The organism is Streptomyces sp. NPDC006134, from assembly GCF_040628835.1.
In the GTDB taxonomy this organism is placed as follows: Bacteria; Actinomycetota; Actinomycetes; order Streptomycetales; family Streptomycetaceae; genus Streptomyces.
Genome location: NZ_JBEXTV010000005.1, coordinates 122,521 through 147,497, shown reverse-complemented (window position 1 = coordinate 147,497; position 24,977 = coordinate 122,521). Strand labels below are relative to the sequence as shown.

Genomic DNA, 24,977 nt, shown 5'->3' with positions numbered 1-24,977 from the left:
GCGCCCGCGTCCCGGCCTCGGTCGTGGCTACTGGGCGGGCCGGGCCCACTGCTCCCAGGGCTGCGCCTTGACCCATTCGATCACCGGTGTGAGCCGCACGCCCAGTGCGCTCTCCACGGCTGCGGGCGACGGGGCGAGGAAGTCGCCCGCCCGGCCCGTGCCGGCGTAGTGGTAGATCCCCGCCACGCCCGCTGCGGCCTCCGCGCCGAGCAGCTGGGCGAGTCCCTGCTCGAACTGCTCGACATCCAGCGGCACATAGCGGATCCCACGGCCGAGGGCCTGCCCGAACGCGGTCGCCAGCTCAGGGCCGGTGAGCACGTCAGCGCCTCCCACGTTCAGCACCTGCCCGGCCGGCACGTCGTCCTCCAGGGCCCGGGCGGCCACCCGGGCGAGGTCGTCGTGGCACATCCAGGCCACGCGTTGCTCGGCGGGCAGGGGGTAGGCCAGCACTCCGTCGTTGACGATCGCGGGCCCGTTCCAGGGGCTGAAGAGGTTCTCCAGGTAGACCGGCGGCCTGACCACGACCACGGGGACCTCGCCGCCCCGCAGCACTTCCTCTGCCCGGCGGCGCGTCTCGAACCCCGCGTACGGTGTGGTCTCGTCGGGAATCGGGGTGTTGACGTTGTAGACCAGGCGCCGTACTCCGGCCTCCCGTGCCGCCTCGGCGATGTTGCGGGCATAGCCCGCCACCGTGTCGGGGTCGTACTCCAGGGGCATCACGACGACGGCGTGTGTGACGCCCCGGAAGGCAGCGCGCAGGTCGTCGAGGCTGCCCAGGTCGCCGCGGACGGGGGTCACCCCGGCGGCCGCCTGCTCCGCGGCCTTGGCCTCGTCCCGGACGAGACCGCGGACCTCGTGCCCCTGGGCGGCCAGGAACCGGGCCACGGCACCGCCCTGGAAACCGTTGGCTCCCGTCACGAGAACGTGCTTGTGGTGCTCTTGTGTCATGTCGTGCCTTTCTTGGGGGTTCGGTGGGGCGGTCGGTGCGGGTCGGCCCGGACGGTCCGGGCCGACCCGGGCGCGATCAGGGCACGGCGCGCCGGTGTTCGGCGGCGGTGCCCGCTTCCGGCGGAGCCGGGGCCCCCGGTGCGGGCAGGCGCAGCCGGAGGGTGAGCAGCAGGGCCACCACGGCCGGCACTGCCCCTGCCAGGAATGCCGTGCTGAAGCCCTCGGTGAGCGCGACGTCGTGGGCCGCGGAGGAGGCGCCGGTGCGTGCGGCGGCGATTCCGGACAGGAGGGCCAGCCCGAGGACGGAGCCGAACTGCAGGCTGGTGTTGACGAGGCCGGAGGCCAGGCCGGACTCCTCCTCACCGGTGTCGAGGGTGGCCGCGACGTTGGCGGTGATGGAGACCAGAGGCAGGGCGACGCCCAGCACCAGGCTCGGCGGCAGGACGTCCGCCACGAAGGAGCCGTCGGCCGACAGCAGGGACTGCCACACCATGCCGACGGCCACCAGCACGAACCCGGCGCCCATCACCGTGCGCAGGCCGAACCGGCCGATCAGCCGGTCCGCGAAGGAAGCGACCGTGATGACGACCACGCACAGGGGCAGCAGGGCGAGGCCGCCGAGCACCGGCTCGTATCCGAGCACTGCCTGGAGGTACAGGCTCACCAGGAAGAACATCGGGAACAGCGACACCTGCCACAGTGCGGCCAGGACGTTGGCGAGCCGCAGCGTCGGCCGACCCAGCACCGCGGGGGGAACCAGGGGGTACGGAGCCCTGCGTTCGATCAGGACGAACGCGGCCAGCAGCACGACGGCCGCAGCCCCGGCGACCAGGGTCGGCGTGGAACTCCAGCCGGATTCACCGGCGTTGACGACGGCATAGGCCAGCAGCCCCAGGCCTGTGGTGACCGCCACCGCTCCGGGTACGTCGAAACCACGCTCGCGTCCACCGGACGTGCCGGGCGGCAGCAGCCGTGGCACGGGCAGGATCAGGGCGATGCCGGCCACCACGTTCAGGGCGAAGGTCGACTCCCAGCCCAGCCAGCTGGTGAGCACGCCGCCGAGGACGGTGCCGGCGGCGCCACCGGCCCCCGCCATCGCGGCGAACACCCCCAGCGCCCGATGGCGTTCGGGTCCGTCCTCAAAGAGCGTCAGGACCAGGGCGAACGCCGCCGCAGCGGCCAACGCGGCCCCCACGCCCTGGATCGCACGGGCAGCGATGAGCAGGGCGGCGTCCTCCGAGAGGGCGCCCAGCAGCGAGGCGGCCGCGAGGACGGCAAGACCGGTCACGAACACCCTGCGCTGGCCCAGGAGATCGGCGGCGCGGCCGCTGAGCAGCAACAGTCCGCCGAAGGAGACGAGGTAGGCGTTGGCCACCCAGGACAGCTGCGCGGGTGAGATGTCCAGACTCTCCCCGATGGAGGGCGCGGCCACGTTGATGATCGAGGTGTCCAGGATCAGGACGAACTGCGTGCAGGCGAGCAGGGCCAGGGCCCGTCGGCGGTCAGCGGCCGGCATACGGACCTCCCGTGCCGCCCGGCACCTCGTCCAGCTGGTAGCCGTCCAGGCATGACTGGGTGAAGGCGGCCAGCAGGTCCGGGTTGCCGTCGCGGACGATCCCCGGCAGGTAGACGTGCGGGGCGCCGTGGTAGAAGCGCTCGTACTGCTCGTGCCGTGCGGCGAACTCGGATCCGAGGGCGTCCCAGGCGAGCTTTAGCAGCTTGATGCGCTGCTCGGCCGGTGTGCCGGGAGAGCGCACGTACTTGGCCACCAGTGGGCCGAGTTCGGGGTGCGTCAGGTCGTAGCCGGAAGCCGGCAGCTGGATGAGGCCGCCGCCCGCCAGCATCTTGATCTCGGCCAGCACCTTCGGGTAGAGGTCACCGGCCATGGCCCGGTGGGCCGAGGCGATCTCCCGGTTGATGTGCACGGCGTTGCCCTCGCCGCCGACCCGCTCGCACGTCGTCTCGGCCGCCAGCACCATCGACTTGGCGATGTTGAGCCACCCGATGAGCCGGCCGATCTGCATCTGGACGGGCGGGAGGTCGTAGGTGTTGTTCGCCCGGGTGACAAGGATCGCGAGGCCGGTGAGGAACTCCAGCTTGGTCCAGAAGCGAGTGGCGGCCTGGTGGACGAAGTTGTTGTAGGCGGGCGTGAACCACCACATCCGGAAGGTGGTGTCGACATCCCGGTAGGTCAGCACGCGCTCCCAGGGCACGAAGACGTCGTCGCAGACGAGCAGTGCGTCGTTCTCGTCGAACCGCGCGGACAGCGGGTTGTCGAAGACGCTGCGGGCCTGGGCCTCGTAGGACGTGCGGGAGATGAACTTCAGTCCCGGGGCGTCCAGGGGCACGGAGAAGCACAGGGCGTACTCGACGTCCTGACGCGGCAGCGGCTCGATGGTGCCGACGATGATCTCGTCGCCGAACACCGCGCCGGTGCCGATCATCTTCGCGCCCCGCACCACGATGCCGTCGTCGCGCTCCTTGACGACCCGCACGTACAGGTCGTCCTCCTCCTGCTCGCTGGCCGCCCTGGTGCGGTCGATCTGCGGGTTGGTGATCGTGAACGACTGGTAGAGGTCGCCTTCGGCCATACGCCGGTAATACGCGGCGAGGTTGTCCCGCCCGTCGAAGGTCTCACCCGCGAAGACCTCCGGAACCGAGACGAAACCCGCGATGCCGGCGGCCATGTAGTCGGGGGACCTGCCCAGAAAGCCGAAGCTTGCCTCGGACCAGGTCTTGAACGCCTTGCGCCGCTCGACCAGTTCGGCCTGGGTGCGTGGCACGTGGTAGGCGCGCAGTATCGCCCGGTCCTGCCCCTCCGGGCGTACCGTCAGGACGTCCCGCAGCCGCGCGTCCCGTGCCATGTCGTACAGGTCTGCTATCGAGCGGGCCGTGTTGCGGAAGGCGGGGTGCTCCGTGACGTCCTTGACCAGCTCACCGTCGAGCCAGACGGAACGGCCGTCACGTAGTGATTCGAGGTATTCCTGGCCGCTGCGAGTCATGTCTCTCCTGACAAAGGCGTGCGATGAGTGGGTGAGGGAAGTACGGGTGCGTTCGCGGGGCGGTGGTGTCACCGTTCGCGTATGGGGGTGCGAGAGCCTTGGATCCGGCCCTGGAGGCCGTAGGGGGACGGGGCGTTGACGGACGCGGTGTCGAATCCGGCGGCGCGGGCGTAGGAGTGGGCCACGTGGGCCAGCCGGGCGGCGGGGATCACGTCGTGCACGTGCCCGAAGCCCTGCGGGGCCCGCTCGTGGACGAGGTCGATCACGACCTCGGGGCCCTTGGCACGGTTGAGGAGCTGGAGGCGGTTCATCCGCGGTCGGCGGTCCCGGTCGTACGCCACGAGAGCCGCGACGGGGTCGTCGTGCGTGGCCAGGGCGTGGGCGAGACTGCGGGCGTCCAGCACCGCCTGCGTCGTCGCGTTCGACCCCATCGGCGCCATGGCGTGCGCGGCGTCGCCGAGCAGGGTCACGGCACCGAACGACCAGCGGGGCAGGGGGTCGCGGTCGAGCATGGGGAAGGACGCGACCGCCGCGGTGTCCGCCACGAGCGCGTCCATCCGCAGGTCGGCGCAGCGCCACTTGGCCACCGCGGCGGGAAACCGTCTGCGGCCACCGAGCCAGGCGATCCAGGCCCTTCCGGGGCGGCCCGGGACACCGCCCAGTTCACCGGAACCAGGCCGTCCGGGTCCGGGTGTACGGCCAGCGGGTAGACGACCGCCTTCCAGCGGCCGTCGCCCATGACGACCATCGAGCGACCACCGCGGAATGGCGCACAGGGTGTCACACCCCGCCACACGGCGGTGCCGTTGAAGCGCGGCTCGCCTTCCTCCGGGTACAGGGCCTGCCGTACGGCGGATCGCAGTCCGTCGGCTCCGATCAGCACGTCCGCGCGTATTCGGCTGGTGGGCCGGTCACCGATGCGGTGGCCGACGGTCACCTCCACGCCCCCGCCGGGCAGTACGGTGAAGCCGGTGACACGCGCGTCGGTGATGATCGCGCTGTCCCCCAGGCGGGCGCGAACGCTGTCGGCGAGGGCTGTCTGCAGGGCGCCGCGGTGCAGCGCGAGTTGAGGCCACCGGGAGCCGCCAGCCCGGCCTCGTGGTTCGCGCCAGATCTCCTGTCCGAGGTGGTTGTAGTAGCCCAGCTCGGACAGGTCGGCGCCCAGGTCTGCGAGCTTTTCGGCCAGTCCGAGGGCGGCCAGCTCACGCACCGCGTTGGGCAGCAGGTTCACCCCTGCTCCCAACGGACGGATCTCCGCAACGGCCTCCAGGACGCGGACGTCGTGCAGGCCGACGGTATGGAGACTCAGTGCGGCGGTCAGGCCGCCGATCCCCGCGCCCGCGATCACGATCTTCATGGAACGAGTCCCCCCCCCCGGAACTTCAACCCCGTGAACCAGCCAAAAAGCCCGGCTTCGCCACCCATCGTTTCTGGAAGCGGTGGCTACGATCAATTAATCATGAGCCGAATTGCTTTAAGGATCGTCCGTGCATGACGACGTGCTGAGCGAGCTGCTGCGTCCGCTGTGGCTGATCGACGTCTTCTACAGCATGTGGAAAGCCGGTGGCGTCTGGGGCGTCAAGGGGCACGACGACAACTGCGCGATCATCCACTACATGGTCGAAGGCGGCTGTGTCATCAGCTTCGGCGACGGCGCGCCGCCCGTGCGGGTGCACGAGGGCGATTTGGTGATCTTTCCGCACGGCACCGCCCACACGTTCGCCTCCGCACCCGAGGCGCCGACGAGGCCGCTGTCCGCCCTGGTGCCTCACTGCCGCCCCGGGGAGTCCGGCGTCGTCAGGGTCGGGGCACCGCCCTACAAGACGCTCATGCTCTGTGCGAGCCTGCACTACAGCGCCATCGGTGAGCCGAGGCTCTACCAGGCGCTGCCCCGGATCATCGTGCTCCGGCGCCGCATGCTCGAAGGCGAACCCCTGCTCTTGCGCACGCTCGACTCCCTGCCCTCCGAGCTCGGGCGCACGGCTCCGGGATCCCGGCTGGTCACGCTCCGGGCGTTCGAGACCGTGTTGGTGCTGTCCCTGCGGATCGCCATGGAGCAGTTGGCGGAGGAGTCGCCCACGCTGCGGGCGCTGCACCACCCGGGCATCAGCAAGGCCCTGGTGGCGATTCATGGCTCCTATGCCGAGCCGTGGACGGTGGAGTCGCTGTCCCGTGAGGCGGGCATGTCCCGTTCGGTGTTCTCGCAGCTGTTCCGGGAGCTGGTTGGGGAGCCCCCGATGCGGCATCTGACGATGCGTCGTCTGCAGGAGGCCAGGCGGCTGCTCGCTGACACGTCCGTGCCCCAGCAGGACATCGCGCAGCGCATCGGTTACCGCAGCCAGGTCGGTTTCCATCTCGCGTTCCGCAAGGAGTTCGACATGACACCCGGCGAGTACCGCGCATGCCGGGCCGTGCGAACCCGCCTCATCCCGCGGGACCGGGCAGACCACCACGGGACATAACTGATCATTTCAGAATGACTGTGGCTCTGGGTCTTGGCAGTTGGGCTGGTGGGCGGCAGAGTTCTGCGGGTATCGGATGATCTTGTGCCTGATGACCTGTGGGATCGTGTCGCCCCGCTGCTCCCTCCCCGTCCGCCGCGGCGTCGGCGGTATCCAGGCCGGCTGCCGACGGATGACCGTGCGGCTCTGCGCGGGATCGTCTACGTTCTGCGCACGGGTGTGACCTGGGCGCACGTGCCGGCCGAGACGATCGGCCGCAGCGGGGTGACGTGCCGGCGGCGCCTGCGGGACCGGACCGAGGCCGGCGTCCGGCCCCGCCTGCACGAGATCCTCCTCGCGAAGCTTCGCAGGACGGGCCTGCCGGACATGGACGACGCCGCGGTCGACGGCTCGCACGTCCGGGCCCTGAAAGGGGGGCTCACACCGGACCTTCGCCGGTCGACCGCGGCCGCCTCGGCACCAAGCACCATGTGATCACCGACCGGCACGGAACACCTCTTGCGGTATCGGTGACCGGCGGAACCCGTCATGACGTCACCCGGCTCACGCCCCTGCTGGACGCCATTCCCCGCATCCGCGGCCTGGTGGGCCGACCTCGTCACCGGCCACGGCGGTTGTTCGCCAACCGCAGCTACAACTACGACAAGTACCGTCGCCTCCTGCACGCTCGTGGCATCACGCCGAAGATCGCACGCAAGGGCACCGCCCACGGATCCGGCCTGGGCAAGACCAGGTGGGTCGTCGAGCGGACCTTCGCCTGGCTCCACCAATTCAAACGCCTGCGGACCCGCTACGAGATACGCGCCGACCTCCACCTCGGACTGCTCCACCTCGCCTGCAGCATCATCTGCTTGCGACGACTCCGAACCTCATTCTGAAATGATCAGTAAGCGGTGAGCAGGTCCGCGCTGTGGTCGGCGTGCAGGTGCGAGATCCAGATCGCGTCGAGCTCGTCCAGCCGTACGTGGCGCTGGAGCGGGCCGAGCGTCCCGCTCCCCGCGTCCACCCAGACACGGGTGTCCCCGCTCGTCACCAGATAACCGGAGCACGGGTTGTCCACGCTCGGGTACGGCGTCGCGCACCCCAGGACGGTGAGGCGGAGAAGTTCGTCGCTCATCCCGGGATCTTAGAACGCGTGATCCATGGCATCACGGCGTTTCCGGCCTCCCGGCCCCACCCCCGGCCCGCACCTGCCCGGCTCAGGTCCCGACCGGCTCGTCCGCCGGAAGGCTGTCCATGAAGGAGCTGACCGAGAAGACCGCGCGGCCGGCGCCGGGCGGGCCGTAGCCGGGGGGCGAGGACAGGCCGAAGTCCTCCATCGTCTGCCGGTACGCCTGGAGCAGGCGGATGTGGTACTCCAGCGGCGCGCCCTGCGGGTTGGCCTTGCCGAGCGGTGTGGTCGGCTCGGGGCACCAGGTGGTGAAGCGGGGCGTGATGCCGTGTGACATGAAGAAGCGCAGGCCCTCGGTGGTGGACGCGATCGCCTCGTCGACCGTCTTGAAGCCGAACGGCTCGGCCATCTCCACGCCCGCCACGAAGTTCGGGATGACGTTGCGCGCGCCGAAGACGTCCGCCGAGTCCAGGATGCGCTTGTGCCACTCGTCACGGCCGACGTACCGCTCCTTGCCCGGGCAGTACATCTTGAACAGGTACTCGTCCCACACCTCGAAGTTGGGGTGGTAGATCTGCACGCCGTAGTCCTTGAACCGCTGCACGTCGGCCTTGGGCAGCGCCTGGGCGACGACCTTGCCGATCCAGCGGCCGGGGAAGCGCTCCTCGATGGCCTTGGCGTAGTGGCCGTAGAAGTCGGCCTCGTCGCGGCCGGCGACGGTCTTGGTGATGGCGCCGCCGGTGAGGGTGTAGGCGGTGGACGCCCTCTGGGTGTCGTACCGGTCGATGATCTCCAGGGCCTCGAGGACCTCCTCGACGTCCTTCACGCCCGTGTACGGCCGCCCGGCCGCCTTGTGCTGGCGCCAGTTGTGGTTGATGTCGCAGTACTGGCACTCCTCCTTGGCTCCGAAGTACTGGCAGACCCGGAAGACGGTCAGGTAGATCAGGTAGCCCCACTGGATGGTGGGGGCCACCTCCATGACGGACTTCCCGTTGGAGAGGGTGTGCCGGTAGTACTCGGGCATCGGCGGGACGCCGACGTCGGCGATCCGCTTCCCGTCGAGGTAGAGGCCGAGCACGCCGTCCTCGTTCGCGGCCACGCGGTAGGGCGAGGACGGGTTCACACGGACCGAGACGACGGTGCGGCGCAGGTCGTAGGGGCCGCCGGTGAGGATGATCTCCTCGGGCGGGCGGCGCAGCGCGGCCTCGCCCAGCTCGGGCAGGGTCCCGTGGTCGAAGGAGAAGATGAAGTACGACTTCGGCTTCACCTCCCCGGACTCGTTGTCGCTGAGGGCCGAGGGGTCGAAGGCCACGCCGCCCCGCAGCAGGTCCTCCTTGAAGACGGCCTCCCGCGGCACGTGCGGAAACCGCTCCATCAGATCCTCGACCAGCGCGGTACGGCTGTCCATCCGTCTCTCCTCCCGGCTCAGGCGTACGACATCTCACGGTATGCCCCCGCCTTCGCGTCATCGGCGCCGGGTCCCCCCACGGCACACGATGTGCCCTGGTATGGGGGTGCCGGGCGGCGGCAGCGGAAGGGGCGCTTCCACGCGGAGCGGGCGACGGGATCCGTTCCCGCTCCGGCCCGGGGGACGGCACCGGCCGATCGCCGGGATAGGTTCCAGCGGTGACCTGCTGGTGCTCGACTCCCCGGAAAGGGGCGACCGGATGACCAAGACCGAGACTGGGACCGAGGCCGTGGCCGAGACCGTGACCAACTGGGCCGGGAACATCACCTACGCGGCCGGGGAACTGCACCGGCCGCACTCGCTCGACGCGCTGCGGGCCCTGGTCTCCAAGAGCCCGGCGGTGCGGGTGCTGGGCAGCGGGCACTCCTTCAACGAGATCGCCGAGCCCGGCGCCGAGGGCGTCCTGCTGTCGCTGGCCGCGCTGCCGGCCGAGACCGACGTGGACACCGCCGCCCGTACGGTGCGGGTCGGCGGCGGGGTGCGCTACGCGGAGCTGGCCCGCCGGGTGCACGCGCACGGGCTCGCGCTGCCGAACATGGCCTCCCTGCCGCACATCTCGGTGGCCGGCTCGGTGGCGACCGGCACGCACGGCTCCGGGGTGGGCAACGGCCCGCTGGCGTCGGCCGTGCGGGAGGTGGAGCTGGTGACGGCGGACGGCTCCACGGTGGTGATCGGGCGGGGGGACGCGCGGTTCGGCGGGGCGGTCACCTCCCTCGGCGCGCTCGGCGTGGTCACCGCGCTCACCCTGGACCTGGAGCCGGCCTTCGAGGTCGAGCAGTACGTCTTCACGGAACTGCCGCTCGACGGGCTGGACTCCGCCGCCTTCGAGACGATCGTGGCGTCGGCCTACAGCGTGAGCCTGTTCACCGACTGGCGGGCGCCCGGCTTCCGCCAGGTGTGGCTCAAGCGGCGCACCGACCAGCCCCTGCCCGGCTTCCCGTGGGCCACGCCCGCCACCGGGAAGATGCATCCCGTCCCCGGCATGCCCGCGGTCAACTGCACCGAGCAGTCCGGCGTCCCGGGCCCGTGGCACGAACGGCTCCCGCACTTCCGGGCCGAGTTCACCCCGAGCAGCGGCGCGGAGCTCCAGTCGGAGTACCTGATGCCGCGCCGGCACGCGCTCGGCGCGCTGCGCGCGCTGGACGCGATACGGGCGACGGTGGCACCGGTCCTCCAGACCTGCGAGGTGCGCACGGTGGCCGCCGACGAGCAGTGGCTGAGCCCGTCCCACGGGCGGGACACGGTGGCCGTGCACTTCACCTGGGTCGAGGACACCGGGGCGGTGCTGCCGGTGGTGCGGCGGGTCGAGGATGCGCTGGACGCCTTCGAGGCACGCCCGCACTGGGGCAAGGTGTTCACGACGCCGGCGGCGGTGCTGCGCGAGCGGTACCCGCGGCTGGGCGACTTCCGCGCGCTGGCACGGGAGCTGGACCCGGCGGGGAAGTTCACCAACGCGTTCGTGCGGGGCGTGCTGGGCGGGTGACGTCCCCCGGCAGGCCCGGCAGCCCTGGAAGGCCCGGCAGTTCCCGTCGGTCCCTCCCGCCGTGCCCGTTTCCGGGAAGGTGGGGGCGGTCCGGTCGGCGCCGCCCTCCGTACGTTCTGACCAGCGGAAACCTCCTGGACTCCGGGTACGGGACCGGCATATCTTCTCCGGGGCCTTTGCCCACCGGCCGGGGCCGTCCGCATGTCACCCGTTCTCTTGTCATCCGTTCCCGTGGGGGGTCCACCGTCATGTCCTTCAGCGCGCCCGGCTCACCGCCGCCTCCGCATCCGCAGCCGTTTCCGCAGCCGGGCCCGGCTCCGTACCAGGCCCACCCCTATCCCGGCGGGCCTGTCCACGCGGCTCCGCCGGCGCCCCAGGGCGTGCTGCGCTCCCCGAAGGGCCTCGCGACAGCCCTGACCTGGCTGCTCGGCGCCGCGACCGCGGCGCACCTCTTCTCCGCCGGCGCCGGCGCGTACGAGCAGTCGTGGCTGCGGGGGTTCGCGGGGAGCACCTCCTTCGACGATCTCGAACTCGGCCTGTCCCCCGCGCTCACCCTCCTCGCCGGAGTGCTCCAGTTCCTCACGCTGCTGCCCACGATCGTCGTCTTCATCGTCTGGTTCCACCGGGTGCGGAGCAACGGCGGCGTCTTCCGCCCCGACGTCTTCACCCTGGGCCGCGGCTGGGCCATAGGCGCCTGGTTCGTCCCCGTGGCGAACCTGTTCCTGCCCCATCGGATCGCGCGGCAGACCTGGCGGGCCAGCACCCAGCGCGGCCCCGACGGTTCCGACCGCACGGCGCCCGCCGCCCTGCTGACCTCCTGGTGGGCGGTCTGGGTCCTGGCGGCGATCATGGGCCGCGTCGCCGGCAAGACCTACATGGCGGCCGAGACCGTGGACGAACTGCTCTCGGCCGGATTGCTCGGGATCGCCGCCGACCTGGTCACCGTGGCCGCCGGCGTACTCGCCGTCCTCTTCGTCCGCAGGCTGACGGCGATGCAGAACACGATGGCGGCCGAGGGCCCGTACGCGCGGGCATGACGGGACCGGCGCCCATCGCACCGGGACGGCCGCGGCGGCTCCGGCCGCGTACTCGCCCTCCACGCACGCCCGACCGGCCGGCTTCCGCCCTCCGCGGCACCCGGGGCGACCGGGTGTTCCAGCCGGTGGGCGAACGGCCGGGCCGGTGAGCGGAGAGCCCCGTGGCCGCCGCCCCGGGCCGCCGGTGAACGAGCCGGCCCGCGCCGGTCCCGAGGTCACTTCCGCCGCTCGCGGGCCTGCTTCACCGCGCGGTCGACGGCCCAGGCGTCGGCGACCGGACCGAGGTGGCCGAGCTTGTCGGGATTGATCACTGAGCGGATGGTCTGGATCTGCCCGTCGAGCACCTCGAGGGCCAGGATGTGGAGCACCTTGCCGTCCCGGTCGCGGAAGATCGCGCCCGGCTGCCCGTTGATCTCGCGCGGCTCGAACGTCACGTCGACCCGGGCCATCAGGGGGAACACGGAGGCGAGCAGCCGGGCCACGTTCTCAGCCCCGCTGACGGCCCGGGCGAGCTGCGGGGCCTTGCCGCCGCCGTCCCCGACCATCTGGACGTCGGCGGCCAGCAGATTCCGCAGCCCGCCCACGTCACCGTCCTTCAGCGCGTCGAAGAACCGCGTCGCCAGCTCCTGCCGCTCCCGGCGGTCCGCTTCGAACCGCGGCCGCCCGGCCCGCATGTGCCGCCGTGCCCGCACCAGCAGCTGCCGGCACGCCGCCTCCGACCGCCCCACCGCCGCGGCGACCTCGTCGAACCCGAAGCCGAACACCTCCCGCAGGACGAACACCGACCGCTCCAGCGGGCTGAGCCGCTCCAGGAGCAGCAGCGCCGCCATCGACACCGAGTCGGCCAGTTCCGCCGAACGCGCCGGATCCTGGTACGGATCGCTGAGCAGCGGCTCGGGGAGCCACGGGCCCACGTACTCCTCCCGCCTCACCCGCGCGGAACGCAGCACGTCGATCGAGATCCGCGTCACCGTGGCCGACAGGAACGCCTTGGCCGACGTGACCTGGGCCGCCGAGCCGTCGAAGCGCAGCCACGCCTCCTGCACCGCGTCCTCGGCCTCACCCACGCTGCCCAGAATCCGGTAGGCGATCGAGAACAGCAGCGGACGCAGCGCCTCGAACTCCTCGGCCTTGTTCACGACGAAACCCCTCCCCGGGCGCCTTCCCGCCCAGCCGCACTCGTCGGCGCGGACATCCTCTGTGCTCATGTGCTCACCCGGGCCACCGGTGGTCGCGCCGACGCCACCGGGCCCGGGCCCGGGGCCCGCAGCCGGGCTCCGGGCCGGTCGCCGATGCCGTTCAGTGGAACTGTCCGGGCTCGTAGCCGCCGGCCGGCTGCTGGGTGATGATGTTCAGCCGGTTCACCGCGTTCATGAAGGAGACCAGGATCACCAGGGCGGCGAGCTGTTCCTCGTCGTAGTGCTTGGCAGCGCATGCCCACACCTCGTCGCTGACGCCCCTGGCCGCATCCGCGACCCGGGTCCCTTCCTCCGCCAGCTCCAGCGCGGCGCGCTCGGCCTCGGTGAAGACCGTGGCCTCCCGCCACGTCGCGACCAGGTTCAGCCGCACCGGGGTCTCGCCGGCAGCGGCGGCCTCCTTGGTGTGCATGTCGAGGCAGACGGCGCAGCCGTTGATCTGGCTCACGCGCAGCGCCACCAGCTCCTGCGTCGCGGCCGGCAGCGGCGAGTCCTTGAGCGCCTTGCCCGCCGACATGAAGTACTTCAGGGCCTTGCCCGCGGTCGGGCCGGCGAAGTAGTCCAGGCGCGCGTTCATGGTGTGCTCCTCCGTGGTCGTCAGTGGCTACACCCCCTGAGACGAGACGGCCCGGAGCCCTGTGACACGGACGGATGTGACCCGCGTCTCTTCGCCGCCGTTCGGGCACCGGACGTCCGGGCCGGGCGGGACCGGGCGCGCAGGGCAGGCAGCCGGGCGCGGTCTTCCGCTTCGGCCAGGCTCTCGCCCAGGGCCAGGAGCGAGAGGAGCCGCACCGGCCGGCCGGCTGCGGCAGCGGCCTCCAGTTTGTGGTGGCCGTCGAGGAGGAAGTGCGTCAGTCCCCAGTGCGTGCAAGGGTCGTCTCCCAGGTCGAGGGCGGGCCGGCACACGTCCAGCGTGGAGACCGCCACTGCCGTGGGGGCCGTTCCCCGCTCCATGAGCGCGGCGTACTCCTTGACGCGCTCCCGCTCGTTCCACGCCGGGGGACCACACTCAGGAGCAGCGGAAGACACTCGCCCTCCGGCAGCAGCGCACCGAACGCCTCGATCACGCCGCCGTCCGGCTCGTCCAGAGGGCCGGTGAGCCGTTTCTGCACGCTCTCCAGGGACAACGTCTCCCTCGCGCCCTCCAGACGGCGGAACAGCAGCGGACACGTTCCGCAGAAGAAGCTGAGCTCGAACGCGGGCTCGTCGTCGGCCATGAGCAGGCGGCGCCGCGGCCCGCCGCCGGTCTCCTGCTGTTCCGCGTCGAAGCGCAGCCGCGCCTCGGGGCGGGGAGGCCGAGGCCGCGGGGGCCTCCGGTTTTGATCACCACGGACCGACCGTACGGGACGCCGTGGAGCGGCTCCACCGGGTATCGAGCGCCCGTCCGGCCGGAGGGGCCGACGGCACCACCGATCGTCTGTGACCGCCGCCACCACAAACCTCGGTCATCTAGGCTATTTTCTAGGAGCCCTAGGTTTCCGTTCCGGAGGTCATCCCATGCCCCGCGCCGGGCTCACCGCCGACCGCCTCGTCGCGGCAGCCGCCGATCTCGCCGACGAGGCCGGCTTCGAGAACGTCACCCTGTCGGCGCTGGCGCGTCGCTTCGGGGTGAAGGACGCGAGCCTGTACGCGCACGTCAGGAACCTCCAGGACCTGCGCACCCGTCTGGCCCTGCTCGCGGGCGGCGAGCTGATCGACGAGATCGCCGCCGCGGTCGCCGGGCGCTCCGGGAAGGAGGCGCTGGCCGCCTTCGCCGGCGCCTACCGGGAGTACGCGCTGACCCGGCCGGGGCGGTACGCGGCCACCCAGATCCGTATCGACCAGGACCTCGCCGCCGCCTCCTCCGCCCTGCGCCGCACCGCCGAGATCACCTACGGCATGCTCCGCGCCTACGGCCTGAGGGAGCCCGACCTCACCGACGCCGTACGCCTGCTGCGCAGCACCTTCCACGGCTACTGCGCCCTGGAGTCGGCCGGCGGCTTCGGTGCCGCCCGTGACGTCCGGGCCTCATGGGACAAGGCGATCGACGCCCTGCACATCACGCTGGAGAACTGGCCCCGCGCGGAGCCGGAGAAAGAGACGGACGATGACTGACCGGCACCACCCCCTCGGCCATCACCACCACCCCGACCACCCCGGCCATCACCACCACCCCGACCACTACGACGTCTCCGGCAGCGGCCCCGTCCTGCTCGTCGTCCCCGGCGGCGCGGGCCACCCCATGGGGCTCGACCGGATGACGGCCGCCCTCTCGGCCCGGTTCACGGTCGTGACGTACGACCCGCTGGGCCTCGCCCACGGGCGGCTCGGCCTGCCCGTTCCCGAGCAGCGGGTGGCGCTGTGGAGCGAGGGCGCGCGACGGGTGCTGGACGCGGTGCTCGCCGACGGCGCGCAGGCGCACGTGCTGGGAATGAGCTCCGGCGGCATCGCGGCCCTCGACCTGCTCGCCCGGCATCCGCACCGGCTGCGGCACGTCATCGCCCACGAGCCGCCGACCGCCACCGTGCTGCCCGACGGAGCGCGGGAGCGGCTCGCCCTGCTCGAGCAGCTGGGCGAACCGGCTTCCGCCACCGACGAGCCGGCCGACCCCATGGGCGTCTTCCTGGCCCGTGTCGTGCGCCCCTTCACCGCGTACACCCCGGACCTGGACGCCCTGCGCGCCCGCGCCTCCCGCCTCACCCTGGCCGCCGGATCGGACTCGCGGAACCAACTCCCGTACCGGACGGCCGCCTTCCTCGCCGAGCGCACGGGCGGCGGCTTCGCCGAGTTCCCGGGCGGGCACCTCGGGGCGATCGAACACCCGGAGGAGTTCGCGGAGCGCGTCGCCGAGCGGCTGGGCGGCTGAACGGCACCGGCGGCGGCCGTTCCGCCGGCCCCTGCGGCCACTTGCAGGAAAGTTGAGCTGCGTCGTATAAACAATGACCGATCAACCCTCTTCTCACGGGTTCCGTGCTCACGTGCGTGGATGTGCGTGCACGTGCGTGCTCCGTGACGCGGTGCCCGTGTTCCTGATCTTGGCTTGTCTTGGCCTGGCTTGGCTTGGCTGGTCTTGTCTTGGGCTGTCGTGACGGGAAGGTGATCGATGGGCGCGGGCTGGACGTTCGCCGGGGAGGCGACGCAGGGCGGCAGCGATGCGGTGACGCTGATCGAGGGATCGTCGTTCTGCCTGTCCGAGCGGGGCGGGGACCTCGCACCCGGCACCCCCCACGGACTGTTCCACCGTGACACCCGCATCCTCTCCGGCTGGCAGCTGCGGCTGGACGACGAGGAGGTCGACCCGCTCTCCGTCATCGCCGAGGAGCCGTACGAGGCCCTGTTCCTGGGCCGGGCCCGGCCGCGCCCCGGCCACAGCGAGGCCACCGTCCTGGTGGAGCGGCGCCGGTTCGTGGGCGCGGGCATGCGCGAGGACCTGGTGCTGCGCAACCTCGGCAACGAGGCCGCGGCCTGCGTGCTCACCCTGCGCGTCGAGGCCGACTTCGCCGACCTGTTCGAGGTCAAGGAGGGCCGGGTCGCGCCGCGCGGGCAGTACGGCGTCGACTACGGCGACGGGGTGCTGGCGATGAGCCGCCAGTGGCGCGGCGAGAGCCGGGGCGTGCGGATCGCCGCCGAGGACGCCATCTGCTCCCCCGGCCAGCTCACCTTCCGGGCGGTCGTGCCACCGCGCGGCACCTGGCGGGCGTCCGTGCTGGTCACGCCGGTGATCGACGGGGTGGAGACGCCGACGTCGTTCCCGCTGGAACGGCCCGTGGAGCAGGCCGGGCCGTCGGTGCGCAACACCGAGTGGCGCGCGACCGGGCCGCGCGTGAAGGTGGGCGACGAGTCGCTCGCGCTCACCCTGCGCCGCAGCTGCCAGGACCTCGGCGCCCTGCGCATCTTCGACCCGGAACGTCCCGACACGCCCGTCGTCGCGGCCGGCGCCCCCTGGTTCATGGCGCTGTTCGGCCGTGACTCCCTGCTCACCGCGCTGATGGCGCTGCCCCTGGACCCGCAGCTCGCCCTCGGCACCGCGCAGACCCTCGCCCGGCACCAGGGCACCAAGACCGACCCGGTGACCGAGGAGGAGCCCGGCAAGATCCCGCACGAGCTGCGCTTCGGCGTCGAGGCGTCCCTCGCGCTCGGCGGCACCGTGTACTACGGCACCGTCGACGCCACCCCCCTGTTCGTGATGCTGCTCGGCGAACTGTGCCGCTGGGGCGTCGACCCCGACGCCGTACGGGAGTTGCTGCCGCACGCCGACCGGGCGCTGGAGTGGGTGGAGCGGTACGGCGACCGGGACGGCGACGGGTTCGTGGAGTACCGGCGCTCCACCGACCGGGGCCTGGCCAACCAGGGCTGGAAGGACTCCTGGGACGGCGTCAACAGCGCCGACGGCCGGCTCGCCGAGCCGCCCATCGCCCTCGCCGAGGTGCAGGGGTACGTCTACGCCGCCTACCGGGCGCGGGCCCTGCTCGCCGAGCACACCGGCGATCCGGCCGGGGCGGAGAAGTGGCACGAGCGGGCACGGCTGCTGAAGGAACGCTTCAACGAGACGTTCTGGCTGCCCGAACGCGGCTGGTACGCCGAGGCGCTGGACGGCGACAAGCGCCCCGTCGACGCGCTGGCCTCGAACATGGGCCACTGCCTGTGGACCGGCATCGTCGACGCCGGCAAGGCGCCCGCCGTCGCCGAACTCCTGCTCTCACCCGAGATGTTCAGCGGCTGGGGCGTGCGCACGCTGGCCACCACCATGGCCGCGTACAACCCGATGAGCTACCACAACGGCTCGGTGTGGCCGCACGACAGCGGCATCGTCGCCGCGGGCCTGCGGCGCTACGGCTTCACCGCCCACGCCCGCCGCGTCGCCGAGGCCGTCCTGGACGCCGCCGCGGCCTTCGGCGGGCGCCTGCCGGAGCTGCTGTGCGGCTTCGACCGCACCGAGTATGCCCAGCCGGTGCCCTACCCGGCGGCCTGCTCCCCGCAGGCCTGGGCCTCCGCCACCCCCCTGTACCTGCTGCGGGTGCTGCTCGGCGCCGAGGTGTGCGTGCCGCACGGCGTGGTCCGCCTCGACCCCGCGCTGCCGGCCCGCTACGGCGCGCTGCGCCTGACCGACGTACCGGTGGGCACCGCCCGGGTGGGCGTGGCGGTGGGCCGCGACGGCGGTGCCCGTGTCACCGGCCTCCCGTCCGGGATGCGGCTGTCCGACACGCCCTGCGCGTGCCCGGCGGTGGACCCCCCGCACCCGGGCTGACCAGGCTTCCCTCCCTCGGTCCTTCCCTCCCTCGGTCCTTCCCTCCCCCGGTCCCTTCCTCCCCCGGACCCTCCCTCCCCTGAGAACTTCCCCCCCTCGGAGCGCCGCCGCGGCCGACGCCGTCCGCGGCCGGCCCCACCCGTCCCACCGTCCGCACGTCCCCGCCTGCCCGCGCATCCGGGCATGGCACGGCACGCCCCGGCCCTCGGCCCCCGGCGAGGCCCCGACGAGGCACCCGGAGAGGCACCCGGCGAGGCGGAGGCACCGCCGTGCCGTGCGCGGAGGCATGGGCGCGGCGGGCGGACCGCCGTACGGGACGACCGTATGAGACAACCGAAGGAAAGGAGCTGCGTTGAGCAACCGGCCGCTTCGTATCGCCATGGTCGCGCCGCCGTGGTTCGAGCTCCCGCCCCGCGGCTACGGGGGCATCGAGGCGATGTGCGCCGACCTCACCGACGCGCTGGTGGCCCGTGGCCACGACGTCACCCTGATCGCGGCGGGCCGCAACGGCACCCGCGCCCAGCGCATGCTGCGCACCTACGACGTGCCGCAGGGCCCGCGCCTGGGCGAGCCGCTGCCGGAGGTGTGGCACACCGCCGCCACCGGCCGCCTCCTGGACGACCTCGACGTGGACGTCGTCCACGACCACACCCTGGCCGGGCCGCTGCTCGCCCGCGGCCGCAGCGTCCCGACGGTCGTCACCACGCACGGCCCGCTGGACGGCGAACCGGGTGACTACTACCGGCAGTTGGGCGACAGCGTGCACCTGGTGGCGATATCGGACTCGCAGCGCTCCCAGGCCCCCGACCTGAACTGGGCGGGCACGGTGCACAACGCGCTGCGCGCCGGCGACTTCCCCTACCGGCGCGACAAGGAGGACTGGGTCTTCTTCCTGGGCCGCTGCACCCCCGACAAGGGCATGCACCTCGCCATCGACGCCGCCCTCGCCGCCGGCCGGGAGATCAAGCTGGCGGCCAAGTGCAGCGAACCCGCCGAACACGCCTACTTCGAGGCCGAGATCAAGCCGCGCCTCGGCCCCGGCGTGGAGTGGCTCGGCGAGGTGACCGGCGAGCGCAAGAAGCGGCTGCTGGCGCGGGCGCGCTGCCTGCTGTTCCCGCTCCAGTGGGAGGAGCCGTTCGGCATGGTGATGATCGAGGCGATGGTGTGCGGCACCCCGGTGGTCACGCTGCGCCGCGGCTCGGTCCCGGAGGTCGTCGCCGACGGCGTGACGGGCCTGGTCCGCGACCAGGTCACCGAGTTGCCCGAGGCGATCGAGGCGGTGGGCGCGATCGACTCCCGCGACTGCCGCAACCACGTCATCGAGCACTTCCAGCCGGACACCATGGCGGCCGGGTACGAGGCGGTCTACCGCAGGGTGCTGGCCGCCACGCCGGGCCCGACGCCGCTGACCGGGACCGTCCCCACCCGGGAGGACATGGCACCGGTCGCCTGACCCGTCTCCCCGTCCTCCGCTCCCCATGGCGAGGAGGACGTCGACGGCGTCCACGACAGAGACGGCCCGGCGGACCGGAACATCGCGGTCCGGGGCCGTCGTCGCGGGCCGGGGTCTCCCCGGCGGGCGCCCGCACCCGGGCACCCCGGTCCCTCAGCCGGCTCCGCTCGTGATCGGGGGCGTCAGCCCACCCACTCCCGCAGCAGCGCCTCCCGCTGCGCCCCCCGAGGGGTCCCTCCCTCCCAGGCGCGGCCCCACTGCGACATCGCCGCCAGCGTCGTGGCCATCGTCGCGGCGCCCTCCGTGAGGCGGGACAGGAGGGCGCGGGAGAGCTCGACCTCCTTCGGGGAGTAGCCGACGGCCGCGGCCACGTAGGCGGTCAGCTCGCGGTCGCCGTCGCGTGCTCCCACGCGCACCGTCATCATCGCCGGGGCGTCGTCCGTCAGGGCCGGGCCCCCGGCCGTCAGGCTCAGCACCGTGTCCAGAGCCAGGTCCCTGACCGCGCCGACCTGCCGCCTGAGGGTCTTCACGGGGACGTCCGCCACCGTCAGGGCGTGCACGTCCTCCCACAGGTGGAGGCCGGACTGCCGGTCGCCGAGGGCCACCACGCCCTCGGGGGCCAGGCGCACCCCCGGAGCCAGGCCGGACGGCTTCGCGCCCACGTACACGTCGCCCTCGGCGATCCAGAACAGGCCCACCATGGCCATGGGTTGCTCGCTTCCCCCGACGACGGCGCCGCCGTCGTGTCACACATCAAACAATCAGGTCGCCCTCCGCAACGCGCGACGGAACCGGGAAGTTCCCGCCTCCCGGACCGCCCCCGGATCGCCCCCGGCCCGCTCACCGGCCTGCTCACCAACCCGTTCTCCGGCCTGCTCTCCGGCCCGCCCCCAGGCCGTTCTCCGGCCCCGCGGCCTCACTCCGTCCGCACCTTGCCCTCCGGCACCAGACCCAGGTCGACGAGCGCGTCGCGCACCAGGCCCGCGTACACGGTGGCACCGTGGACGGAGGTGTGGGTGTTGTCCCGCTTCTCCTGCGTCAGGTACAGCGCCTTGGAGTCCTCGACGCCGAGGGACTCCACGAGCGCCTTGGTCCGCGCGGTGAGGTCGATCAGCGGCACGCCGTGGGCCCGCGCGACCGAGCGGACGACCGCCGGATGGTCGACGCCGAGGCCGTTGACCAGCAGTGCGGTGCCGTTGTCCAGGGTGCCGTCGGCGTTGAACCAGCGCCGCACCACCGGGGTGACGAGCACCGGCCGCCCGCCCCGCTCCCGGGCGCCCGCCACCAGCGCCTCCAGGTTGGCCCGGTAGGCCGGCTCGTCGGTGGTCTTGTCGTTGTGGGCGAGCTGGATCAGCACCAGGTCGCCGGGCCGGATCAGCGACCGCACCGTTCCCCACAGACGCGGGTCGGCCAGGTAACTGACCGTGCTCTCCCCGGAGTCGGCGTGGTTGGCCACGGACAGCCCCTTGCGCAGGTACCGCGGCAGCTGCTGGCCCCAGCCCGCGTACGGGTCGCCGGGCTGGTCGCAGACGGTGGAGTCGCCGACGAGGAAGATCCGGCGGGCGTGCCGGGCCGGGGTGACCCGGATCCCGGCGAGCGCGGGCGCGTCCCCGCCGATCACCAGGTCCAGGCCGGGCGTGCCGTCGGCTCCGGTGGGCTCGCCCTCGGGCGTGCGGACGTCCACGGTGAAACTGCGGGCGACCCGCTCACCGGCCGGGACGGCCGTCTGCGCCAGCAGCGACCGCCGGGTCTCGCCGCCGATCGCGGTGGCGGACGGGGCGTCGCCGCCGAGCAGCACCGTCACGTCGTACGTTCCGGGCGGCACGTCGAAGTGGCAGGCACCGGCGGTGCAGTTCTCGATGCCGGCGGGCCGCGGCGCCTCCTCGGCCCCGGCCGGTACGGCGGACAGCCCGGCGCTCAGGAGCACCACCGCCGACGCCGCGCCGAGGCGCAGGCGCGTGTACGCGCGTCTCATCTCACGCACCGCCCAGGGCCGTGTCCGCGACCGGAATGCCGAAGTCCGGGGTGCCGTCCGGCTTCCAGCCGAGCCTCTGCACGCGGGTGTGGCGGTTGGGGTCGTGCAGCGGGTCGCCGTCGATCTCCTTGTACTGGCGGGCGTGGTAGACGAGGACGTCGGTGCGGCCGTCCTCGGCCACGGTGAAGCTGTTGTGGCCGGGGCCGTACTGCCGGGTGGCGTCGTCGCTGGTGAAGACGGGCACCGGCGACTTCGACCAGTTGGCCGGGTCCATGAGGTCGGCGTCCGCGTCGGCGGTCAGCAGGCCCATGCAGTAGTTGGCGTCGGTGGCGCCGGCCGAGTACGACATGAACAGCCGGCCGTTGCGGGCGATCACCGAGGCGCCCTCGTTCACCTTGAAGCCGACGCACTCCCAGTCGTACTCCGGTGTGGACAGCCGCACCTGAGGTCCCGTCAGCGTCCACGGGTTCGCCATCTCGGACAGCCACAGGGCGGTGTTGTTGTCCATGCCGGGCTCGTGCTGGGCCCAGGCCAGGTAGCGGGTGCCCCGGTGGGTGAAGGTGGTGGCGTCCAGGGAGAAGGTCTCCCAGGCCGTCTTGATCTGCCCCTTCTCCACCCAGGTCCCCCGGAACGGGTCGGGGTGGGCGTTCTCCAGGACCCACATGCGGATCGCCCACACGTCGTGGGAGGGCGCGGCGGCGAAGTAGAGGTACCACTTGCCGCCGATGCGGTGGATCTCCGGCGCCCAGATGTGCGCGGCCATCTCGCCGGTGGGGTGCGCGCGCCAGACGACGGACTCGGCGGCGGTCGCGAGGCCGTTCAGGGTGCGGGAGCGGCGCAGGATGATGCGGTCGTACTCCGGGACGGTCGCCGTGTAGTAGTAGAAACCGTCGGAGTGGCGGTGGATGTGCGGGTCGGCCCGGTTGCGGACGAGCGGGTTCACGTACGGCGCCGGCTTCGGGCGCCGGGCGGACATCTCGCCGGGAGCGGTGCCGGGCGCGGCGGCGTGCGCCGTGCCGGGGACGGCGGCCAGGGCGCCCGCGGCCAGGGCGGCGCCCTTCAGGACGAGTCGGCGATCGGGGGCGGCGTCGGGCAGGTCGTCGGCGCGGCTCATGCGGGCGGCCTCTCGCGAGAAGCGCAGTCCGTTCGGCATACCGAACTGCATCTGTGATTACGAACGCCGAAAAGGTAAGGGCGGGCCGCCGGAAGGTCAACGGGCCGGACGAGAAAAGGGACAGCGCTTCCTGCACCCTCCACCCGACACCTCCCGTCCCGCCGACACCGCCGAGGTCATCGCGGTCGGCGATGAGCGTCGCGCGCACGAGCCGGTGCGCGCGACCCTGCGCAACGCCTTCAGCCATCCGCGCGTTCGCGTGGTTCCGGGGCGTCGCTCCCGGCGTCACCGGCCGGCACGGTGCCGAAAGGGGCCGGGTCCGGCGGCGTCGGCAAGGACGGTACGGTGCGCGGCCGAGGCGTTGCCGCCGGGGTGGGGGACGTGGGCCCGCCCCGGCGGATCCACAGCAGAGCCCCCGCCAGCAGCACGGCGCCTCCCAGCAGCCAGGGCGGCGGGCCCGGGGGAAGGGCACCGACGACCAAGCCGGTGAGCGCTCCCGCCAGTTGCAGGGCGAGAGACTGGACGGACAGCGCGGTGGCCCGGCCCGAACCGGGGACACGGCGGTGCAGGAGATCCTTCTCGCTCGGCCCCGCCGCGCCGAGCCCGAGATAGAACAGGCCGTAGCCGGTGGCCGCGAGGACCGTGGGACCCGCTCCTGTGAACTCCGCGGTGGCGCCGAGCAGAAGCAGGCCGCTCGCGCTCGCGCCGAGACTCACCAGGACCGCGTGCTCACCACTGCCCGCGAGCCGGGCGGTCAGCGGCGCGAGGTGGCTGCCGATGCCCGCGCAGACGAATCCGGCGCAGGCGAGCGCGGCGAAGAGCACCGCCCCCGACTCCGACGCGCCCGTGAGGGCCGCGGCACGGCCCGGCGTGAGCAGTTCGATCGTGGCCAGGGCGCCGCCGGCGGCCCCCGCGCCGAGGAACACCTTGCGGACCAGCGCATCGCGGCCCCCCAGCCGCAGTCCGCCCACGACGGTCGCCGGGACGCCTCGGAGGACATGGCGCAAGGTGACCGCCGGCCGGGGCGGCTCCCGCAGGGCGGTCAGGACGTACAGCACGAAGGCGGTCTCGACCGCCGCGCCCACCAGCATCGGGACGGAAAGGGGCAGCACCAGCCCGGAGGTCGCCCCGCCCAGTCCGGCGCCGAGGCCGGGGCCGCGGCCGAGCAGCCAGGGAAGGGCGCCGCCGAGCAGGGTGCCCGCGGCGAGGGCGGCGGATGTCGCGGATTCACCGCGGGCCAGTCCGGTGCGCAGTTCGGCATCGGGGCCGGCGTGCGCCTGGACGGTGTCGACGTACCAGGCTTCGGCCGGTCCGCTGGACAGGGCACGCCCCGTGCCCATCAGCACCGCGCCGAGACCGAGCAGCCAGGGAGCGGTGCCCAGGCCCACGAGGGTCAAGGCGGCCAGGTTCAGCAGGCCGGCGGCGGCCAGGACGACGCGGCGCCCGAGGACGTCGGACAACCCTCCTGTGGGCAGTTCCAGCACGGCGGCGGTGAGGGAGTGCGCGGCGAAGAAACCCGCGATGGCCCCCATGGCCATGCCGCGCTCGGTGAGCAGCAGGACCAGAGGAGCGATGCTCAGGCCCAGCGGCAGCCAGAACAGAACGCAGACCGTGGCGTAGCGGCGGCGTGCGATGCGTATGTCCGGCGGCCCGGTCATGACGCGTCCTCACCCTCCGCCCCCTCCGGGGCGGAGGTATCGGCCGCGGCGGAGAGGTCGGCCGCAGCGGAGGGATCGGCCGCGGTGGCGGGGTCGCGCGGTGCCAGGGGCAGCCCGGCGGCGAGGAACACAACCTGTGCCGCGCGCGGGTCCTCCGCGTCGCGGGCGGCCAGTTCCTCCAGCTTCCGGTCGAGCACCTCCCACAGTTCGGTGAGCGACTCGGGGGTCAGGCGGGGCATCAGGTCGCTGATTCCGGACGGCTCCACCCACTCCCGCCCCAGCCGTCCCTCGGCGATGTCGGCCTCGTGCCGGGCGAGAGATTCCTCCAGGTGCTCGATCTGGGCCCGGCGCGACAGGCCGACCCAGGCGCGGCTGCCCGGCGTGGCCTCCATCGCCCGGTTGCTCCAGGAGGTCACGGAATGCACCGCCCGCCAGCGGCGCTCCCGCCGGTCACGGTGCTCGGCCTCGGCGACGAACGCGTACTTCGCCAGCACCCGCAGGTGATAGCTGGTGGAAGCGGACGTCTCCCCGGTCCTGGCCGCGAGTTCGCTCGCGGTGGCCGGGCCGTCCTGCCGCAGCATCCCGAGCAACCGGATGCGCAGGGGGTGCGTGAGGGCTTTGAGGGCCGCCGCGTCCCGCTCGGGATCGAGTACGCGTTTCTGCTCTTCGCTGACCATGACGGGAGGGTAGGGCCACTCGGACACTTTCCAAAAGAATTTTTGCAGAAATCTTTTTGGAAAGTTTGCCGGCGACCCGTGTCACAGGCACCGCGCCGCTGACGAGACCGGACAGCCTTACGCGCCCACGCCTTACGCGCCCGTGCCTTACGCGCCCGTGCCTTCC

21 protein-coding genes and 1 pseudogene are annotated in these 24,977 nt (G+C 72.6%); 8 read left to right on the top strand and 14 right to left on the bottom strand.

Going from position 1 to position 24,977, the window contains the following annotated elements:
* Positions 1–27 precede the first annotated feature (27 nt).
* The 5 genes from ABZ340_RS05260 to ABZ340_RS05240 form a co-directional block, all read right to left on the bottom strand.
* Entirely contained in the window at positions 28–948 is a 921-nt protein-coding gene (locus ABZ340_RS05260) for an NmrA family NAD(P)-binding protein (RefSeq protein ID WP_358780382.1), read from the bottom strand.
* 76 nt (positions 949–1,024) lie between these two features.
* The gene (locus tag ABZ340_RS05255) at positions 1,025–2,464 is read right to left on the bottom strand and encodes an MFS transporter (RefSeq protein WP_358780381.1); all 1,440 of its coding nucleotides are present in this window, start codon (positions 2,462–2,464) and stop codon (positions 1,025–1,027) included.
* Positions 2,451–3,950 (bottom strand): 4-hydroxyphenylacetate 3-hydroxylase N-terminal domain-containing protein, encoded by a 1,500-nt coding sequence (locus ABZ340_RS05250; RefSeq protein ID WP_358780380.1) that lies wholly within the window; start codon positions 3,948–3,950, stop codon positions 2,451–2,453. Before ABZ340_RS05250 ends, ABZ340_RS05255 begins: the two co-directional genes overlap by 14 nt.
* Positions 3,951–4,018: 68 nt before the next feature.
* Positions 4,019–4,462 (bottom strand): FAD-dependent monooxygenase, encoded by a 444-nt coding sequence (locus ABZ340_RS05245; RefSeq protein ID WP_358780379.1) that lies wholly within the window; start codon positions 4,460–4,462, stop codon positions 4,019–4,021.
* The gene (locus ABZ340_RS05240) at positions 4,417–5,307 is read right to left on the bottom strand and encodes an FAD-dependent monooxygenase (protein WP_358780378.1); all 891 of its coding nucleotides are present in this window, start codon (positions 5,305–5,307) and stop codon (positions 4,417–4,419) included. The genes ABZ340_RS05245 and ABZ340_RS05240 overlap by 46 nt, the downstream gene beginning before the upstream one ends.
* Positions 5,308–5,437: 130 nt before the next feature.
* Here ABZ340_RS05240 and ABZ340_RS05235 point away from each other — a divergent pair, with 130 nt between their 5' ends.
* Positions 5,438–6,412, top strand: coding sequence for an AraC family transcriptional regulator (locus ABZ340_RS05235; RefSeq protein WP_358780377.1), 975 nt, complete (start codon positions 5,438–5,440; stop codon positions 6,410–6,412).
* Between the two features lie 63 nt (positions 6,413–6,475).
* Positions 6,476–7,290 (top strand): IS5 family transposase gene (locus ABZ340_RS05230; protein WP_358780435.1). Its coding sequence is split into 2 segments (ribosomal slippage): positions 6,476–6,821 and positions 6,821–7,290, totalling 816 coding nucleotides; the frame shifts between segments, so codons are not numbered across the junction.
* A gap of 8 nt (positions 7,291–7,298) precedes the next feature.
* Here ABZ340_RS05230 and ABZ340_RS05225 read toward each other — a convergent pair.
* Together ABZ340_RS05225 and ABZ340_RS05220 are read right to left on the bottom strand one after the other, a co-directional pair.
* Positions 7,299–7,529, bottom strand: a pseudogene (locus ABZ340_RS05225) (MBL fold metallo-hydrolase); the annotation flags it as partial.
* 82 nt (positions 7,530–7,611) lie between these two features.
* The gene (locus ABZ340_RS05220; protein WP_358780376.1) at positions 7,612–8,931 is read right to left on the bottom strand and encodes a radical SAM protein; all 1,320 of its coding nucleotides are present in this window, start codon (positions 8,929–8,931) and stop codon (positions 7,612–7,614) included.
* 289 nt (positions 8,932–9,220) lie between these two features.
* Here ABZ340_RS05220 and ABZ340_RS05215 point away from each other — a divergent pair, with 289 nt between their 5' ends.
* Positions 9,221–10,474 (top strand): D-arabinono-1,4-lactone oxidase, encoded by a 1,254-nt coding sequence (locus ABZ340_RS05215; protein WP_358780434.1) that lies wholly within the window; start codon positions 9,221–9,223, stop codon positions 10,472–10,474.
* Between the two features lie 380 nt (positions 10,475–10,854).
* A complete protein-coding gene (locus tag ABZ340_RS05210) occupies positions 10,855–11,511 on the top strand; it encodes a DUF4328 domain-containing protein (RefSeq protein ID WP_358780375.1) in 657 nt (218 codons plus the stop codon).
* Positions 11,512–11,726: 215 nt separating this feature from the next.
* Here ABZ340_RS05210 and ABZ340_RS05205 read toward each other — a convergent pair whose 3' ends face one another.
* Together ABZ340_RS05205 and ABZ340_RS05200 are read right to left on the bottom strand one after the other, a co-directional pair.
* Positions 11,727–12,650 carry an RNA polymerase sigma-70 factor gene (locus tag ABZ340_RS05205; RefSeq protein WP_358780433.1) on the bottom strand — a complete coding sequence of 308 codons (924 nt, stop codon included), beginning with the start codon at positions 12,648–12,650 and terminating at the stop codon, positions 11,727–11,729.
* 160 nt (positions 12,651–12,810) lie between these two features.
* Positions 12,811–13,284 (bottom strand): carboxymuconolactone decarboxylase family protein, encoded by a 474-nt coding sequence (locus tag ABZ340_RS05200; RefSeq protein WP_358780374.1) that lies wholly within the window; start codon positions 13,282–13,284, stop codon positions 12,811–12,813.
* Positions 13,285–14,204: 920 nt separating this feature from the next.
* Between ABZ340_RS05200 and ABZ340_RS05195 the strand changes: the two genes are divergently transcribed.
* From ABZ340_RS05195 to ABZ340_RS05180, 4 genes are all read left to right on the top strand, one after another.
* Entirely contained in the window at positions 14,205–14,801 is a 597-nt protein-coding gene (locus ABZ340_RS05195; RefSeq protein WP_358780373.1) for a TetR-like C-terminal domain-containing protein, read from the top strand.
* On the top strand, positions 14,794–15,552 hold the full coding sequence (locus tag ABZ340_RS05190; RefSeq protein ID WP_358780372.1) for an alpha/beta fold hydrolase: 759 nt from the start codon (positions 14,794–14,796) through the stop codon (positions 15,550–15,552). The genes ABZ340_RS05195 and ABZ340_RS05190 overlap by 8 nt, the downstream gene beginning before the upstream one ends.
* Before the next feature lie 237 nt (positions 15,553–15,789).
* Positions 15,790–17,934 carry a glycogen debranching N-terminal domain-containing protein gene (locus ABZ340_RS05185; RefSeq protein WP_358780371.1) on the top strand — a complete coding sequence of 715 codons (2,145 nt, stop codon included), beginning with the start codon at positions 15,790–15,792 and terminating at the stop codon, positions 17,932–17,934.
* 352 nt (positions 17,935–18,286) lie between these two features.
* A complete protein-coding gene (locus tag ABZ340_RS05180; RefSeq protein WP_358780370.1) occupies positions 18,287–19,387 on the top strand; it encodes a glycosyltransferase family 4 protein in 1,101 nt (366 codons plus the stop codon).
* A 182-nt stretch (positions 19,388–19,569) separates the two neighbouring features.
* On the opposite strand, the gene ABZ340_RS05175 is transcribed toward ABZ340_RS05180, so the two are convergent.
* The 5 genes from ABZ340_RS05175 to ABZ340_RS05155 all read right to left on the bottom strand — a co-directional run bounded on the left by ABZ340_RS05175 (position 19,570) and on the right by ABZ340_RS05155 (position 24,811).
* On the bottom strand, positions 19,570–20,094 hold the full coding sequence (locus ABZ340_RS05175; RefSeq protein ID WP_358780369.1) for a hypothetical protein: 525 nt from the start codon (positions 20,092–20,094) through the stop codon (positions 19,570–19,572).
* Positions 20,095–20,303: 209 nt separating this feature from the next.
* Positions 20,304–21,362, bottom strand: coding sequence for a rhamnogalacturonan acetylesterase (locus ABZ340_RS05170; protein ID WP_358780368.1), 1,059 nt, complete (start codon positions 21,360–21,362; stop codon positions 20,304–20,306).
* Between the two features lies 1 nt (position 21,363).
* Positions 21,364–22,476 (bottom strand): glycoside hydrolase family 43 protein, encoded by a 1,113-nt coding sequence (locus ABZ340_RS05165; protein WP_358780432.1) that lies wholly within the window; start codon positions 22,474–22,476, stop codon positions 21,364–21,366.
* A 239-nt stretch (positions 22,477–22,715) separates the two neighbouring features.
* On the bottom strand, positions 22,716–24,134 hold the full coding sequence (locus tag ABZ340_RS05160) for an MFS transporter (protein ID WP_358780367.1): 1,419 nt from the start codon (positions 24,132–24,134) through the stop codon (positions 22,716–22,718).
* The gene (locus ABZ340_RS05155; protein WP_358780366.1) at positions 24,131–24,811 is read right to left on the bottom strand and encodes a helix-turn-helix domain-containing protein; all 681 of its coding nucleotides are present in this window, start codon (positions 24,809–24,811) and stop codon (positions 24,131–24,133) included. The genes ABZ340_RS05160 and ABZ340_RS05155 overlap by 4 nt, the downstream gene beginning before the upstream one ends.
* Positions 24,812–24,977 lie beyond the last annotated feature (166 nt).